The 14,670-nt window shown below is 73.0% G+C and carries 14 protein-coding genes and 2 pseudogenes; 5 read left to right on the forward strand and 11 right to left on the reverse strand.

Annotated features, from left to right (window positions below):
* Both LCE31_RS25010 and LCE31_RS25015 read right to left on the reverse strand, forming a co-directional pair.
* Positions 1-445: pseudogene (locus tag LCE31_RS25010) on the reverse strand (hypothetical protein); the annotation flags it as partial.
* Positions 446-586: 141 nt separating this feature from the next.
* Positions 587-1,714, reverse strand: a complete 1,128-nt coding sequence (locus LCE31_RS25015; RefSeq protein ID WP_225017858.1) for a hypothetical protein — start codon at positions 1,712-1,714, stop codon at positions 587-589.
* Between the two features lie 205 nt (positions 1,715-1,919).
* Here LCE31_RS25015 and LCE31_RS25020 point away from each other — a divergent pair, with 205 nt between their 5' ends.
* Positions 1,920-3,086 carry a cystathionine gamma-synthase gene (locus tag LCE31_RS25020; RefSeq protein WP_225017860.1) on the forward strand — a complete coding sequence of 389 codons (1,167 nt, stop codon included), beginning with the start codon at positions 1,920-1,922 and terminating at the stop codon, positions 3,084-3,086.
* A gap of 84 nt (positions 3,087-3,170) precedes the next feature.
* Here the strand turns inward: LCE31_RS25020 and LCE31_RS25025 are convergent, their stop codons facing one another.
* The 3 genes from LCE31_RS25025 to LCE31_RS25035 all read right to left on the reverse strand — a co-directional run bounded on the left by LCE31_RS25025 (position 3,171) and on the right by LCE31_RS25035 (position 4,674).
* On the reverse strand, positions 3,171-3,413 hold the full coding sequence (locus LCE31_RS25025; protein ID WP_374118549.1) for a hypothetical protein: 243 nt from the start codon (positions 3,411-3,413) through the stop codon (positions 3,171-3,173).
* On the reverse strand, positions 3,410-3,949 hold the full coding sequence (locus tag LCE31_RS25030) for a sigma factor-like helix-turn-helix DNA-binding protein (protein ID WP_374118550.1): 540 nt from the start codon (positions 3,947-3,949) through the stop codon (positions 3,410-3,412). Before LCE31_RS25030 ends, LCE31_RS25025 begins: the two co-directional genes overlap by 4 nt.
* Before the next feature lie 95 nt (positions 3,950-4,044).
* Positions 4,045-4,674, reverse strand: coding sequence for a MarR family winged helix-turn-helix transcriptional regulator (locus LCE31_RS25035; protein WP_225017862.1), 630 nt, complete (start codon positions 4,672-4,674; stop codon positions 4,045-4,047).
* A gap of 430 nt (positions 4,675-5,104) precedes the next feature.
* Here LCE31_RS25035 and LCE31_RS25040 point away from each other — a divergent pair.
* Positions 5,105-6,145 (forward strand): annotated as a pseudogene (locus tag LCE31_RS25040) (ATP-binding cassette domain-containing protein); the annotation flags it as partial.
* A 113-nt stretch (positions 6,146-6,258) separates the two neighbouring features.
* A complete protein-coding gene (locus tag LCE31_RS25045) occupies positions 6,259-7,089 on the forward strand; it encodes an ABC transporter permease (RefSeq protein ID WP_225017864.1) in 831 nt (276 codons plus the stop codon).
* A 200-nt stretch (positions 7,090-7,289) separates the two neighbouring features.
* Here the strand turns inward: LCE31_RS25045 and greA are convergent, their stop codons facing one another.
* From greA to LCE31_RS25060, 3 genes are all read right to left on the reverse strand, one after another.
* A complete protein-coding gene (greA, locus tag LCE31_RS25050) occupies positions 7,290-7,787 on the reverse strand; it encodes a transcription elongation factor GreA (RefSeq protein ID WP_225017865.1) in 498 nt (165 codons plus the stop codon).
* A gap of 257 nt (positions 7,788-8,044) precedes the next feature.
* Positions 8,045-9,322 carry a permease gene (locus tag LCE31_RS25055; RefSeq protein ID WP_225017866.1) on the reverse strand — a complete coding sequence of 426 codons (1,278 nt, stop codon included), beginning with the start codon at positions 9,320-9,322 and terminating at the stop codon, positions 8,045-8,047.
* Positions 9,323-9,545: 223 nt separating this feature from the next.
* The gene (locus LCE31_RS25060) at positions 9,546-9,947 is read right to left on the reverse strand and encodes a DUF4307 domain-containing protein (RefSeq protein ID WP_225017867.1); all 402 of its coding nucleotides are present in this window, start codon (positions 9,945-9,947) and stop codon (positions 9,546-9,548) included.
* Positions 9,948-10,048: 101 nt separating this feature from the next.
* Between LCE31_RS25060 and mca the strand changes: the two genes are divergently transcribed.
* Complete coding sequence (gene mca / locus LCE31_RS25065; protein WP_225017868.1) at positions 10,049-10,930, forward strand: mycothiol conjugate amidase Mca; 882 nt, start codon at positions 10,049-10,051, stop codon at positions 10,928-10,930.
* Positions 10,923-11,186: a hypothetical protein gene (locus LCE31_RS25070; RefSeq protein WP_225017869.1), complete on the forward strand. Its 264-nt coding sequence runs from the start codon at positions 10,923-10,925 to the stop codon at positions 11,184-11,186. Before mca ends, LCE31_RS25070 begins: the two co-directional genes overlap by 8 nt.
* A 139-nt stretch (positions 11,187-11,325) precedes the next feature.
* Here LCE31_RS25070 and LCE31_RS25075 read toward each other — a convergent pair whose 3' ends face one another.
* The 3 genes from LCE31_RS25075 to LCE31_RS25085 form a co-directional block, all read right to left on the reverse strand.
* A complete protein-coding gene (locus LCE31_RS25075; protein ID WP_225017870.1) occupies positions 11,326-11,964 on the reverse strand; it encodes a TetR/AcrR family transcriptional regulator in 639 nt (212 codons plus the stop codon).
* Positions 11,965-11,999: 35 nt separating this feature from the next.
* Positions 12,000-12,386 carry a hypothetical protein gene (locus LCE31_RS25080; RefSeq protein ID WP_225017871.1) on the reverse strand — a complete coding sequence of 129 codons (387 nt, stop codon included), beginning with the start codon at positions 12,384-12,386 and terminating at the stop codon, positions 12,000-12,002.
* A 222-nt stretch (positions 12,387-12,608) separates the two neighbouring features.
* On the reverse strand, positions 12,609-14,670 hold a 2,062-nt coding region (locus tag LCE31_RS25085; protein ID WP_225017872.1), incomplete at its 5' end, for a tetratricopeptide repeat protein.

Raw genomic sequence — 14,670 nt, forward strand, 5'->3', positions numbered from 1 at the left:
CCCCCCCCGGCGGCCCCCCGGCCGCCGCCCGCACGAGCGCCGCGTCACCGTCGCCCTCGCGCGCCCGTTCCCACGCGGCCAGCCACTCCGCCCCCGCCGGCTCTGCCGCCGCCCGGCCCAGCAGCTCCACGTACAGGGCGCGCCGCTCCCAGTCCGCCGCCTCCGCCGTGGCGGCGAGCAGCCCGGCAGCCGGCTCCCAGTCGCCCGCCCCTGCCGCGGTGAGCGCCTGCTCGACCTCCGGCTCCGGCGCCGTGGCGTACCGCGCGTCCTGCTTCTCCGCGGGCAGCAGCCCCAGCTCGGCGGCCCGCTCCGTCTCCTGCGCCAGGTCCCGCGCCGCGACCTCGGGGTCGGTCATCGACTTGAGCATGCGGTCCGCGCCGCGCCGGGACCGGAACCAGAAGTAGATGCAGATCCCTATGAGGATCACCAGGATGACGCGTGACACGTGGGGTCCAATCGGTCGGCACCGAGCACCGCTCGCTCGGGTGTTCCGGTGTGTTCGGTTTCTTCAGTGTGCGCCCTCACCTCGGGCGCTCGTCACCCCCGCGGCCCGTCCCCGGCGCCGGGCCCCGCGCCGAGGGGCTCCTCAGCGCGGCAGCGTCGCCGGACTCCCGCCGTTCGCCTCGTACCCGGCGACGGCGAGCGCCCGGTGCAGCGCGTACTCCCCGGCCGGATCGGCCGCGTAGGTCCACGGCACCGCGCCCACATGGCCGTCCACCAGCACGAGCTGGCCCATCGCCTCGCCCCAGCGCCCCATCCGGACCAGGAAAAGGACCAGCAGGTGCCGCACGTGCGGCAGCACGGGATCGTCGGCGCGCGCGGCGTGCACCGCGAACATCGCGCCCTCCACCGCCCGTATGACGGCCCGGCTCCGGTAGAGGCTCCGTACGAGATCGACCTCCGGCAGATGCTCGTACAGGGCGAACAGCGGCAGCGCCGCCAGCAGCGACCCCCGCGGGGCGCGCGCCGCCGCGGCCGTCGCGAACCCGTCCGCCTCCTCCCGCGAGCCGTGCCACGCCGCGCTCCAGTAGCGCAGCGCCGCGAGGTGCGCGCCCATGTGCGCCGGCGCGCGGTCCATGACCTTCGCCCACAGCAGATCGAACTCCGCGGGCGGGTAGCCGAGGCCCCGCGCCACCGACAGCTCGATGACGTACGGCACCGGATCGCCCGGCGCGAGCAGCGCGGCCTCGCCGCACACCGCCCGCGCCTCCTCCAGCAGGATGCGGAACTCGTCGGCGCCCGGCCGCGACGTACGCCACGCCTGCTGCACCAGGAACTCCGCCTGCACCGCCGCGGCGCCCGCGTCCTTCGGCGCCTCGACGCGCCACTCGCGCAGCCACCGCCCGCCCGCCCCCGGCCGCGCGGCCAGCTCGAGCGACGCGGCGCCCGCGAAGCCCTGGACCCGCTGCCACCGGATCTCGCCCTCCGCGGGCGTCGCCGCGAGCAGCCGCGACGCGGGCCCCCACCGCTGGGTGCCCTGCACGACGTCCAGTACATGCAGCAGTTCCTCGTCGGGCCCCGGCACCCGCACGTCGAGCTCCTCCTGCCGCAGGAAGCCGTACTCCTCCGGGTCCGCCGCGTCCGGCGAGCCGGCCGGCACCTGCCGGATCAGGCCGCGGCGGCGGCCCAGGCCCGGGTCGCGGCGGCGTCGAGGGACCGGGCCCAGCGCGGCGGCCAGCAGACCGAGCGCGAGCAGGAGCCAGAGAATGTCCATGTCCCCATTGTTCCCGACACCTCTGACAATCGGCTGCCCCGCAGCTCCGGCGACCACCGCGACCCCGGCGGCCATCGGGACCGCGGCGGCCACCGGGACCTCTGCGGCCGTCAGGACCTCTGCGGCCATCGGGACCCCGGCGTTCCGGGGCGCTCGCCCGCGTGATGTCCCGTGCCCCCCTGGCACGCCGACTACCCTCGGCCCCATGACCCACGAGCACTTCGGCGATTCGCTGCACTTCGAGACCCGCGCCATCCATGCGGGCAACACCGCGGACCCCGCCACCGGGGCAGTCGTCCCCCCGATCTACCAGGTCTCCACCTACAAACAGGACGGCGTGGGCGGGCTGCGCGGCGGCTACGAGTACAGCCGCAGCGGCAACCCGACCCGCGGCGCCCTGGAGGAGAACCTCGCCGCCCTGGAAGGCGGCAGCCGCGGCCTCGCGTTCGCGTCGGGCCTGGCGGCGGAGGACTGCCTCCTGCGCACGCTCCTCGCCCCCGGCGACCACGTGGTGATCCCCAACGACGCGTACGGCGGCACGTTCCGCCTGTTCGCGAAGGTCGCCTCACGCTGGGGCGTGGAGTGGTCCGTCGCCAACACCTCCGACCCCGAGGCGGTACGGGCCGCGCTGACGCCCCGTACCAAGGCGATCTGGGTGGAGACGCCCTCCAACCCGCTGCTCGGCGTCAGCGACATCGCGGCGCTCGCCGGCGTGGCCCGCTCGGCGGGCGTGAAGCTCGTCGTGGACAACACGTTCGCGAGCCCCTACCTCCAGCAGCCGCTGGCGCTCGGCGCCGACGTCGTCGTCCACTCCACGACGAAGTACATGGGCGGGCACTCCGACGTCGTCGGCGGCGCGCTGATCGTCGCGGACGCCTCGCTCGGCGACGAACTGGCCTTCCACCAGAACGCGATGGGCGCCATCGCCGGGCCCTTCGACGCCTGGCTGGTGCTGCGCGGCGTCAAGACGCTCGCCGTCCGCATGGACCGGCACTGCGAGAACGCCACGCGCATCGCCGACATGCTGGCCAACCACCCGCGTGTCTCGCAGGTCCTCTACCCGGGCCTGCCGGGACACCCGGGGCACGAGGTCGCCGCCAAGCAGATGAAGGCGTTCGGCGGCATGGTGTCGTTCCGCGTCGAGGACGGCGAGGCGGCGGCGGTCGCGGTCTGCGACCGGGCACGGCTGTTCACGCTCGGCGAGTCCCTCGGCGGCGTCGAGTCGCTGATCGAGCACCCCGGCCGGATGACGCACGCCTCGGCGGCGGGCTCGCCGCTGGAGGTGCCCTCTGACCTGGTGCGCCTGTCGGTGGGCATCGAGTCGGGCGACGACCTGCTGGAGGACCTGAAGCAGGCCCTGGCCCGCGACTGACGCGTGGCGGTCGGCCGGCACGGGCGGTCGGCCGGGCGGTCGGCCGGCACGGGGGACGCCGGGCGCCGTCCCGGTCCCGGCCCGTCAGAACAGCCGGGGCGGCGGCGCGACCACCGAGGGCGGCGCCGCCCAGGGGTCGGCGACCGCCAGCCAGACGAGGAGAACCGTCACCGCGACGGCCAGCGTCAACACGACGCCCATGCGCGTCACTCTTCTGCGGCGGGCGATGCGGGCCCCGCGCGCGGCGGCCCGCAGCGCCAGCCCCGGCGGCACCGGCGGATGCGGCCCGTCCAGCATCCGCCGGACCTGGTCCTCCTTGCCCGTCACGGGCCGCCCGCCCCGGCCGTCCCGTCCGCCGTGGGGGCGCCCGCCGACTGCGCGCGGGCCCGCGCCCGCAGCGTGGCGACGGCCCGCGCCCACAGCGCCCTGACGCGTTCCACCGGCAGCCCGGTCAGCGCCGCGGTCTGCCACTCGTCGGCGCCCTCGTACAGCCGCAGCACCAGGACCAGCCGCTCCTGGCGGCCGAGTACGCCGAGTACGCCGTCCTGCGTACGCCCCCCGCGCCAGGCGGCGGAGCGGGCGTACCGCATCGACAGTTCCCGCCGTGCCCTGGCGTAAGGATCTTCGCCGCGCAGCCGGGGCCAGTCGGCGTACGTCGCCGCCAGGGCGGCCGTGAGCAGGCGCAGCGCGCGCGGCGCCGCTTCCGGCGACTCGCCCGTGAGCAGCGTGGCGGCGTGCAGCAGCCGGCCGGCCGCGCCCGCGACGAAAGAGTCGAAAGAGCCGTACGAGCCGCATGAGCCGTACGCGTCCGACTGCTGGGCGTGGCGGCGCTCCTGGGCCTGGGACGTACGCCGCTGCCGCACGTCTTCATATGAGGCCAGGCACGGCGCCCGGGTCAAGAGGCCCGCAGGGCTCCGGGACCGGGGCGGCGGACGGCGCCCCGGCCGCCCCCGGCCGGTCACGAGACCGGCGGCGGGTCCTCCCGCGGCGCTTCTTCCCGAGGCGCTCCGTCCGGCGCCTCCTCCGGCACCTGCGACTGCTTCGCCGCGGGCAGACCCCGGTTGAAACGGGTGAGCAGCACGGTGAAGGAGACCTTCTCCTCCTCGGTCCAGCCGTCCGTCGCCCGCTGCATCAGGAGCCTGCGCGAGAGCCGCACCTCTTCGAGGCGCGCGTGTCCGCGCTCCGACAGCTCAAGGACGACGGCGCGGCCGTCCTCCGGGTGCGAGGTCCGCTTGACCAGGCCGGTGTCGACCAGCGGCGCGACCTGCCTGGTCACGGTGGACGAGTCGATGCCCATCCCGGCGGCGAGCGCCTTGACGCCCATCGGGCCTTCCAGGTCGAGGCGGTTGAGCAGCAGGTACGCGGCGCGGTCCATGGTGTTGCGCACCTGGCCCACGCCACCGAGCCTGGTCTGCTCGGCGCGCCGGGCGAAGATGGCGACCTGGTGCTGGAGGGCGTCGAGGAGGCCGGCGACGTCCGGGAATTCGGATGCCGTCGGCCCGGGTCCTCCGGAATCCTTCTGGTCCAGCGCACCCGTCGAGTCCTGGGAGACCGACGCATCGGAAGTCATGTCCTGAATGGGGGGCATGGCCGGGGCTCTTTCGTGCGGTGGTCGGTTAATGGTGGTCAAGCGTACGCGGAACGAGTCCCTCACGTACCTCGCCCATTCAAACGACCGCGGAGGTCACGGAGTGCCCAACCCGCCGGTCCCACCGGTCCCTCCGCCCGCCGGCCGGCCGATACGCGGCCGCCGTACCGGCCGGTGACCGATGCCGCGCGCCCGGAACGACGTGTCGCGCCCGCCCGCATGGGTCACCCTGTTGAGCGGACGACGCGAAGGCGGCGGACACACGGCCGACCACACGAACGGCACCGCGCGGCAGCGGAAGACGACGCCGCGCCGGACCGGTCGGAAAGGAGCCGAGCCGGCTCGGCGCGCCGGGTTGTGTATCGCGATGTATCGCGATAGCGTTCGGCTCTCCAAGCGGCTCCGGCCTCACCAGTCAGGAGAAACCCTCATGCCAGGCGCCATCTATGCCGAGGGTCTGGTCAAGACCTTCGGCGACGTGCGGGCTCTGGACGGCGTAGACCTCGACGTGCCCGAAGGCACCGTGCTCGGCCTTCTGGGCCCCAACGGCGCGGGCAAGACGACGGCGGTGCGCGTACTGACGACACTGCTGCGTCCGGACAGCGGCCGTGCGGTCGTCGCCGGTATCGACGTCCTGAAGCGCCCCAACGACGTACGCCGATCCATCGGCCTGTCCGGCCAGTTCGCGGCCGTGGACGAATATCTCACCGGCCGGGAGAACCTCCGGATGGTCGGGCAGCTCTACCAGCTGAGCGGGCGGCAGGCGAAGGCCCGGGCGGACGAACTGCTCGAACGCTTCCACCTCGCCGACGCGGGCGACCGCACCACCAAGACGTACTCCGGCGGCATGCGGCGCAGGCTCGACCTGGCGGCGGCGCTCGTCGTCTCGCCGCCCGTCATGTTCATGGACGAGCCCACCACCGGGCTCGACCCGCGCAACCGGCAGCAACTGTGGTCGATCATCCAGGAGTTGGTGGCCGGAGGTACGACGTTGCTGCTGACCACGCAGTACCTGGAGGAGGCCGACCACCTCGCGCACGACATCGCCGTGGTCGACCACGGCAGTGTCATCGCGCGCGGCACGGCCGACGAGCTCAAGGCGCGGACCGGCGGCGAACGGGTCGAGGTCGTGGTGCACGAGCAGCGCGACATCGCCACCGCGCGCGGTGTGCTCGGCCGCTTCGGCCAGTCCGGCGCCGCCACCGGCGACGCGTCCGTGACCGTCGCGGAACACACCCGCAAGCTCACCGTCCCGGTCAGCGGCGGCGCCAAGCTGCTCGCCGAGGTGATCAGGGAACTCGACGCGCTCGGCATCGAGATCGACGACGTGGGCCTGCGCCGCCCGACCCTCGACGACGTGTTCCTCTCCCTGACCGGCCACGCGGCCGAGGACGGCGAACAGGGGGAGCAGGGAGAAGAGGGAGAACAGGCAGAGCAGGGGGAGCAGGCCGGGCGGAACCGGCGGAAGCAACAGGACGGCCAGGACCGGCAGAACGGCCGGGAACGGCAGAACGGCCAGGACCGACAGGACGGCCGGGACCGGCAGGAACGCGGCGACGGAGAGGGGACGGCACAGTGACCGTCATGACGACCCAGGCCCCGGCCTCGCGCGGCGGCGTCGCCGGTTCCGTCCGCGATTCGCTCGTCGTGGCGAAGCGCAATCTGATCCGGATGACCCGCATTCCGGAAGTCCTTCTCTTCGGACTGATCCAGCCGATCATGTTCGTGGTGCTGTTCAGCTATGTGTTCGGCGGCTCGCTCACGGTGGGCAACACCACCGATCCCAGCGTCTACCGCAACTTCCTGATGGCCGGCATCTTCGCGCAGACCGTCACCTTCGCCACGGCGGGCGCCGGCGCCGGCATCGCGGACGACATGCACAAGGGCCTCGTCGACCGGTTCCGGTCGCTGCCCATGGCGCGCGGCGCCGTCCTCACCGGCCGTACGCTCGCGGACCTCGTGCAGACCGCGCTGATCATCGTCGTGCTCGCCGTCGTCGCCGTGCTCGTCGGATGGCGCATCCACAACGGCGTGCCCAAGATGTTCGGAGCCTTCGGGCTGCTGCTCCTGCTCGGGTACGCGTTCTCATGGATTGGCGCGCTGATCGGCCTGACCGTGCGCACCCCGGAGGCGGCCACGTCCGGCGGGCTGATCTGGCTGTTCCCCGTCACGTTCATCTCGAACGCGTTCGTGGACTCCAGCAGGATGGCGGGCTGGCTCCAGCCGATCGCCAACTGGAACCCGTTCAGCGCGACGGTCCAGGCCAGCCGCCAGCTGTTCGGCAACCCGGGGGTGTCCACGTCGTCCGCCTGGCCGATGCAGCATCCGGTGTGGGCGTCGCTGATCTGGTCCGTGCTGATCGTCGTCGTGTTCCGTACGCTCGCGGTGCGCAAGTACCGCTCGGCCACGTCCTGACCCGGGCGGCGCGGGCCCGGCCGGCCGCGCGAGAGGGCCCTGCGGCGCCGGAAAACGGCGCGGTAGGGCCCTCTCGTGGCTTCGTATCTCTTGGTGGCGCTTGGCGGCTTTCGCAGCCCCTGCGGCCCGCCGGGCGGCCCGGGCGGGCGCGGGTGCTCTTCTCCGGGAAGCGGAGCGCGGTGGCCCCGGTCGGGCGAGGGTCAGCCCGAGTACGGCTTCGCGGCGAGGATCTTCACCGTCGCCGTCTTGCCGTTCGGCAGCTCGTACTGCGCGTCCTCGCCGACCTTCTTGCCGTTCACACCCGAGCCGAGCGGGGACTGCGGCGAGTACGTCTCGATGTCGGCGCTCGCGTACTCGCGGGACGCCATCAGGAACGACAGCGTGTCGTCCTCGTCGCCGTCGAAGGCGATCGTCACGACCATGCCGGGCTCGACCACGCCGTTGTCCGCGGGCGCCTCGCCGACCTTCGCGTGTTCAAGGAGCTGGGTCAGCTGGCGCACACGGAGCTCCTGCTTGCCCTGCTCCTCCTTGGCCGCGTGGTACCCGCCGTTCTCCCGCAGGTCCCCCTCCTCACGCGCAGCCTCGATCTTCTTGGCGATCTCGGTGCGGGCGGGACCAGACAGGTAGTCCAGCTCGCTCCTGAGCTGGTTGTACGCCTCCTGGGTGAGCCAGGTGACGTTCTCGCTGGTCTGGGTCACTGGTGCTCCTCGTAGGTACTGGGAATACAAAGTAACGCCCTACCAGTAAGGATGTGGCCTTCCCGGTCGGGCGAAACCACGAGCCTAACAATTTCGCGGCGAAAGGGGGAGCACAAAAGCCGTCGGGGATGCGTCAGTGCAGGTCAGTGGCGTGTTGCCGACCGCTTCCCGAGGGGCCGCGGGGCACGTCGGCCGCACCCGCCGTCCGCCCGGCCGTCCGCTCGGCCGACCGCTCGGCCGGTCGGCCGGTCAGCCGGTCAGCCGTGAGGATGGCGGGTTCCCGGACCGGGAGCGTCACCGGAGCCCGTCCCGGACCCGGAGTCCGACCCGGAGCCGGAGCCCGACCCCGACCCGGAGTCCGATCCGGCCCCCGGGCCCGGGCCCGAGTCGCTGCCGGACTCGGGCGCGGGAGGGCCGCTCATCATGCCCAGCATGTCCCTGCCGCCCGTACGGAAGAACCGGATCAGCAGAGCGGCGGCCAGTATGAGGAAGGCGATGTTGAGCCACGTCGTGTAGTTCCAGCGGACTCCGTCGTCGGGGACGGTCGCGCCGGCGGAGCCGGGTACGAGGCCGAGCCCGCCGAAGACGAGTTCCACGACGTAGCCCGCGGCGACCGCGGCGGCGTAGAAGGTGCCGAGCACGAAGAGCGCCATGCGGGCGCCGTAGTACTTCCGGTAGATGTTCAGAATGGGCAGGATCAGCAGGTCGGCGAAGAGGAAGGCCACGACGCCGCCGAAGCTGAGGCCGCCCTTCCACAGCACGACGGCCAGCGGCACGTTGCCGATGGAGCACACGAACGAGGCGATGGCCACCAGCGGCCCGATCAGGGGGCCCCACAGCCGGGACGCCAGTGGATGGCCGTGGAAGAAGAAGGCGCTCCAGAAGGAGTCGGGCACCCAGGCGGCGATGGCCCCGGCGACGAGCAGGCCCACGACGAGGTCGCGCAGGATCGCCGCCCACTCCATGACGAAGACGTGGGAGACCGAGGTCAGCCCCTCGCGCGAGAGCAGCCGCCGGGCGAAGGAGCCCCCGCGCCGTACGGACATGTCCATGGCCGCGTGTCCCTCCATGGAGCCGGCCACCCCGCGGTCCGCCTGATCGCGAGCCTCGCGCAGCAGCGCGTCGCGCCGGAACAGCCGGAACAGCACCGCCAGCACGATGATCATCAGCGGGCCGCCGGTGAACTCGGCGGCGGTGAACTGCCAGCCCATGAGCAGCGCAAGGATCACCCCGAGCTCCACCACCAGGTTCGTGGAGGCGATCTCGAAGGCCATCGCGGCGGTGAAGTCCGCGCCCTTGCGGAAAAGGGAGCGGGCCAGCGCCACGGCGGCGTACGAGCAGGACGAGGAGGCCGCGCCGAGCGCGGTCGCGGTGGCCAGGGTGCGCGGACGGTCGTCGCCGAGGAGCGCGACGACGGTGGAGGTGCGGACCACCGCCTGGACGACGGCGGACAGGGCGAACCCGAGGATCAGGGCCCACGTGATCTCCCACGCCATGGACCCGGCGATGGACAGCGCGTGCCACAGTGCGTGCATGGGCCGCCTCCCGCCCCGACGAAGATCGCGCAGCCCGCGTCACGTTACCCCCGAGGGGTACGTACGGGCAGGAGCGGCGCCGCCCCGGCCCGTACGGGGGCCGCACGGCGGCCCTCGGCAGCCTCTGGTGATCCTCGACACCCGCGCCGACGAGCCTGCTCGCACCGGCGCGGCGCCGACCGCCCTACCAGTCGCCCGCCAAGCGCCCCGCGGGCCGGTACGGCTAGCTGTCGGAGCAGCCCACCAGCTCGGCCGCGGTCGAGTGGGCGGTCGTACGGAGCGTGATGATCTGGTCGATCTGCGTCTTGTGCTGCTCGTAGCGGACGGTCTTGCGGCCGACCTCGTTGTGGTCCGTGTCCAGGGCGCGGACCGTGCAACTCCCGGTCGTCGACTTCCCCTTGTTGACCTCAAGGTGGATGTGCATCTCGGAGGGCGTGACCTGCTGGTACGAGACGACCTGGCCGGACACGCTCTGAGCGGCGACGGTGTGGAAGCCGTAGTAGCCGAGCCCGATCACCGCGAGGCCGCCGAGCACAGCGCCGATGATCTTGAGTTTGTGGTCCGCACGCTCGTCCGCCGAGCGGCCGTAGCGGCCCGCGGGGGCCTCCGTGTGCGCCTGGGCCATGATCAGTCCTCTCGCGGCGGGCGCCGATGCCGGAATTTTCGCCCCCCGGTATCCGTCACTATAGAAGCCGCCCTTTGCGACGAATCACTGAGGATCGAGTCTTGACTGAGCAGCTGCGACTGATGGCCGTTCACGCCCACCCCGACGACGAGTCGAGCAAGGGCGCGGCCACCATGGCCAAGTACGTCTCCGAGGGGGTGGACGTGGTCGTCGTGACGTGCACGGGTGGCGAGCGCGGCGACATCCTGAACCCCAAGCTCCAGGGGGACACGTACATCGAGGAGCACATCCACGAGGTGCGCAAGCGTGAGATGGACGAGGCACGCGAGATCCTCGGCATCCAGCAGGAATGGCTGGGGTACGTGGACTCGGGCCTCCCGGAGGGCGACCCGCTGCCGCCGCTGCCCGAGGGCTGCTTCGGCCTGGTCGACGTGGACGAGGCGGCGGGCCGGCTCGTGCGGCTCATCCGCTCGTTCCGGCCGCAGGTCATCACGACGTACGACGAGAACGGCGGGTACCCGCACCCGGACCACATCATGACCCACAAGGTCTCGATGGCGGCGTTCGAGCACGCGACGGACACCGAGAAGTACCCCGAGGCCGAGTTCGGCCCCGCGTGGCAGCCGTCGAAGCTCTACTACAACCAGGGCTTCAACCGGACGCGTACCCTCGCGCTGCACGAGGCGCTGCTGGCGCGCGGCCTTGAGTCGCCGTACGCGGAGTGGCTTGAGCGGTGGCAGAAGAGCGAGCGCGAGGAGCGGACGCTGACGACGCACGTGCCGTGCGGCGACTTCTTCGAGATCCGCGACAAGGCGCTGCTCGCGCACGCCACGCAGATCGACCCGGACGGCGGCTGGTTCCGGGTGCCGCTGGACCTCCAGCGAGAGGTCTGGCCCACCGAGGAGTACGAGCTCGCGCGGTCCCTCGTCGATACGACCCTCCCCGAGGACGACCTCTTCGCGGGCATCCGCGAGAATGCATGACATGGATGCGACTCACGCAGTGACGAACATGGTCACGCTCGCCGAGGTCAATCAGAACAAGGTGACCCCCGGCCTGCTGGGATTCGTCGTCTTCGCGGTGCTGGCGCTGGGCGTCTGGCTCCTGATGAAGTCGATGCACCGCCACATGGGCCGGGTCGACTTCGTGGAGAAGCCCGCGGCGTCGGCGGCGGCGCCCAAGGCGGCGGCCCCGGCCAGGTCGGCGAAGGCGGACCGCAAGGCGCCCGCGGACCAGTAGGCCCCTCGGCCCTCGGGCGCCGGGCCGCTTGGTTCCCGGGCCGCCGGATCAGCGGGCCTCCGGAGAGATCCGCCCCGGCGTCCCTCCGCGCGGTGCGCGGCCGGGGCGCCCTGCGGCGTACCCCGGACGCGGCCCGCGGCTACGCCGGCTGCCGGCCGATGGCTGCGATGACGAGGTCGGCGAGGGCGTCCGCGTAGTGCTGGACGTCGGCCTCGGGGTGCTCGTGCAGATAGGTGAGCATCGCGTCGACGGCGCTCTGATAGGTGATCGCCATGACCCGGGTGTCGAAGTCGCGGAGCGATCCCTCCTGCTGCCCGCGGCGGAACAGGGCTTCCTGGCCCCGGTAGGTCTCCTCGTACTCGCCGGCGCCGAGCCGGGGGAGGCCCTCGGCGTCGCGCAGATTGCCGGCGATCTGGCGCATGGCGGCCAGCTCGCTCTGGTGCGTCGCGTTCAGACCGGCCGCTCGGTGGATCGCGGCGCGGAGAACCGCGGGGACCGGTTCCGCCAGGTCCAGGGTGTCGGCGATGTTCTGCCTCAGTGCCACCAGGGTGGTCCTGGCGACGGTTTCCATCAGGTGGTCCTTGTCCGTGAAGTAGTGGGAGACCAGCCCCTTGGAGACCTCGGCCCGCTTCGCGATCCGGGCCAGGGAGGCGCCCTCGTAGCCGAGTTCCGCGACCACCGCGACGGTGGCCCTGATGATCTGCGTCCTGCGTACCTCCTCGCTGAGGCGCCGACGCGTCCGGGGCGGGGGCCCGGAGTCCCGGTGAGGTGTGCTCATGCCCCCCTTTCTAGCGGGCCGGTGGGCCGTACCCGTCAGCGGCCTGCCGAACGGCGCAGCAGGGCCAGCAGCACCACCATCAGAAGCGCGATCGCCGCCATCTCGATCCGCATCCACCCCGGGAACGCGCCCGGCAGCGCCGCCTCCACCACGTTCACCACCAACAGCACGGCGGCGACGACGCCGAGGGCCTTGACCGCCCTGGCGCTGCCAGCCCGAGCCGCACGCAGGCGCAGGACCAGGACGAACGCGAGGACGGTGACGATCACCGCATGGCCCCAGGCCTCCCGCGTCGCCTGTCCGGGGGCCACGCCGGCCGCCATGACCGCCAGGGCCGCGACCGTGGCGGCCATGGCGGACGCGTAGACCGCGATCAGCACGCTGACAGCGCCGAGGGGTCGCATCGATACACTATTGGCCATACGGTCAATATTATTGGCCGCCCGGTCAATGTCAATGCTCGGCCGGGCCGGCCGTGAGACCGGAGTTACGGTCACGCTCACGGGCGCGGTCGCCGGGCGGCGCGCGATGCCGGCCCGCGCCGGGCGCCGCTCCGGACGGTGTGTCAGGTCGCCCCACCGGCACGCCCGGGCTCCCGCGCGGACACTCCCGATCCGCTCAACCGCCCACGCCTGCCCGCCGGTTCAGTCCTGTGGCGCCGCGACCCGCACGCCCATCACCTCCTGGGCGTGGCGGCCCGGGACCATGCCCAGGGACCAGGCCCGCCAGCCGTCCTCCAGGGTGACCCCGCGCGCCAGCATCACCGTCAGGGTCTGCACGCAGTCGTCCAGCTTCGGATCGCGCAGGGCGTGGCGGGCGGCCGCGAGGTCGGCCAGCTCCGATTCCGCCACGGCCGTGCCGACCTCCGTGCCGCCCGCCGACGCGTACGGCAGCAGGGTGCACCGCAGGAAGCGCGACCAGTCCGCGCCGCGCAGATCGCCGTACGAGTCGAACAGCTCCGTCGCCTCGTCGCACAGGGCAAGCGCCTGCGCGGCCCGGTTGTTGCCCGCGTCCACGACCGCCAGCTCGACGCACGTCCACGCCTCGCCGTACGCGACGCCTGCCCGCCGGAAGTCGGCGCGCGCGTCCACCAGCAGCTGGCGGGCGAAGCCGGAGTTGCGCAGGTTGCCTGTACGGACGGCCCGCTGGTCGCGCGTGACACGGCCCAGGTGGTGGCGCGCGCAGGCGAGCCCGTAGACGTCGCGCATCCGCGAGAACATCGAGCGCGCCCGCTCCAGTTCGCGCACCGCCTGGTCCCCCTCGCCCGCGTCCTCCAGCGCCTGGCCCAGGTAGAGCAGGGTCCAGGCCTCGCCCCGCGCGTCCTCGTTGTCGCGGTGGCGCGTGAGCGCGCCGCGCAGACCCTGCGCCGCCTCGGCGGGCTCGCCCGCCATCAGGCGCGTACGGGCCAGCTGGGTCAGTGCCCACGCCTCGCCGCGGCCGTCGCGGGTGCGCGCGTAACGGTCGAGCGCCGCCCGCAGCTCCTTCTCGGCCCGCTCCGGGTCGTCCAGCCGCAGCAGCACCTGGCCGAGCTGGAAGTGCGCCCACGCCTCGCCGTGCACCGACCCGTTCCCGCTGTGGAGCCCGAGCGCCTCGGTCAGCATCGCGAGCGCCTCGCGCACACTGCCCCGGTCGCGTTCCACCGCCGCCAGCGCGTGCAGCGTCCAGGCGCGGTCGCCCGCCAGCGGCTCGGGCTCCTGGAGGGCCAGCGCCTCCCGCAGCTTCGCGGCGGCGCCGGCCAGATCGCCCTGGTGGTGCAGTGTGATGCCGAGCGAGCACAGCGCGAGCGCCTCGCCCGCGACCTGCTCCGCCTCCCGGTACAGCTCCACCACCGACGTCAGGGTCGTGCGCGCCTTGTCCAGCTCGCCGAGCTGACGCGCCGCGATGCCCGTACGCCACTGCACGGACCGTACGAGCAGCCCCTGGCCCACGGCGTGCGCCAGGTCGTCTATCTCGCCGAGCCGGTAGAGGTCGCCGCGCAGCAGGCAGTAGTCGCACAGCGCGCCGAGCAGCCCCAGCACCGCCTGCTGGTCGACGCCTTCGGCGCTCCGCAGCGCGGCGGTGATGAAGCTCGACTCGTCGTCGAGCCAGCGCAGCGCCGCGTCGGGGGAGACGAAGCCGTGCGCGCCCGCCGTCGTACGGAACAGGTCGGCGCGCGTCGACATGTTGCCGTCGACCAGCCGGATCACGCTGTCCGCCAGCTCGCTGTAGTTCCTGATCAGCCGCTCCGTGGCGGCCGTACGGTCCGACGCCTGCTCCTCGTCGAGCAGCCGCGACAGCGCGAAGCCCCGCACCACGTCGTGCAGCCGGTAACGCCGGCCCCGCACATGATCGATGAGGCCCGCGCCCGACAGCGCCGTCAGCAGCCGCTGAGCCTCCTGCTCACCCGTCGACAGCAGCGCCGCCGCCGCGGAGGCGCCGAGCGAAGCCCGTCCGGCGAGCGCGAGGCGCCGCAGCAGCCTGCGGGCCTGCTCGTCCTGGTCGGTGTAGCGCAGCCACAGGGCACGTTCCACCGGTGGCACCGGCCCGTACGCGTCGAGGTCGGAGGCGAGCCGGCCGGCGGAGCGCTCGCCCATGGACGACCCGGCGATGCGCAGCGCGAGCGGTAGTCCGCCGCACAACTCCGTTATCCGGTCCACCGATTGGGCGTCGTAGGGCACCTCGGGCGACGGGCCGCCCCGATGCCCCGCCCCCGGCCCTGTACCGGCC

This window comes from Streptomyces sp. 8L, from assembly GCF_020176795.1.
GTDB lineage: Bacteria > Actinomycetota > Actinomycetes > Streptomycetales > Streptomycetaceae > Streptomyces.

Excerpts from the sequence above, each read along its gene's own strand:
- LCE31_RS25020 (WP_225017860.1), top strand. The coding sequence starts at position 1,920 with ATGACCCACGAGCACTTCGGCGATTCGCTGCACTTCGAGACCCGCGCC.
- LCE31_RS25045 (WP_225017864.1), top strand. The coding sequence starts at position 6,259 with ATGACGACCCAGGCCCCGGCCTCGCGCGGCGGCGTCGCCGGTTCCGTC.
- LCE31_RS25055 (WP_225017866.1), bottom strand. The coding sequence starts at position 9,322 with ATGCACGCACTGTGGCACGCGCTGTCCATCGCCGGGTCCATGGCGTGG.
- LCE31_RS25060 (WP_225017867.1), bottom strand. The coding sequence starts at position 9,947 with ATGGCCCAGGCGCACACGGAGGCCCCCGCGGGCCGCTACGGCCGCTCG.
- LCE31_RS25080 (WP_225017871.1), bottom strand. The coding sequence starts at position 12,386 with ATGGCCAATAGTGTATCGATGCGACCCCTCGGCGCTGTCAGCGTGCTG.
- LCE31_RS25070 (WP_225017869.1), top strand. The coding sequence starts at position 10,923 with ATGCATGACATGGATGCGACTCACGCAGTGACGAACATGGTCACGCTC.
- LCE31_RS25075 (WP_225017870.1), bottom strand. The coding sequence starts at position 11,964 with ATGAGCACACCTCACCGGGACTCCGGGCCCCCGCCCCGGACGCGTCGG.
- LCE31_RS25015 (WP_225017858.1), bottom strand. The coding sequence starts at position 1,714 with ATGGACATTCTCTGGCTCCTGCTCGCGCTCGGTCTGCTGGCCGCCGCG.
- LCE31_RS25035 (WP_225017862.1), bottom strand. The coding sequence starts at position 4,674 with ATGCCCCCCATTCAGGACATGACTTCCGATGCGTCGGTCTCCCAGGAC.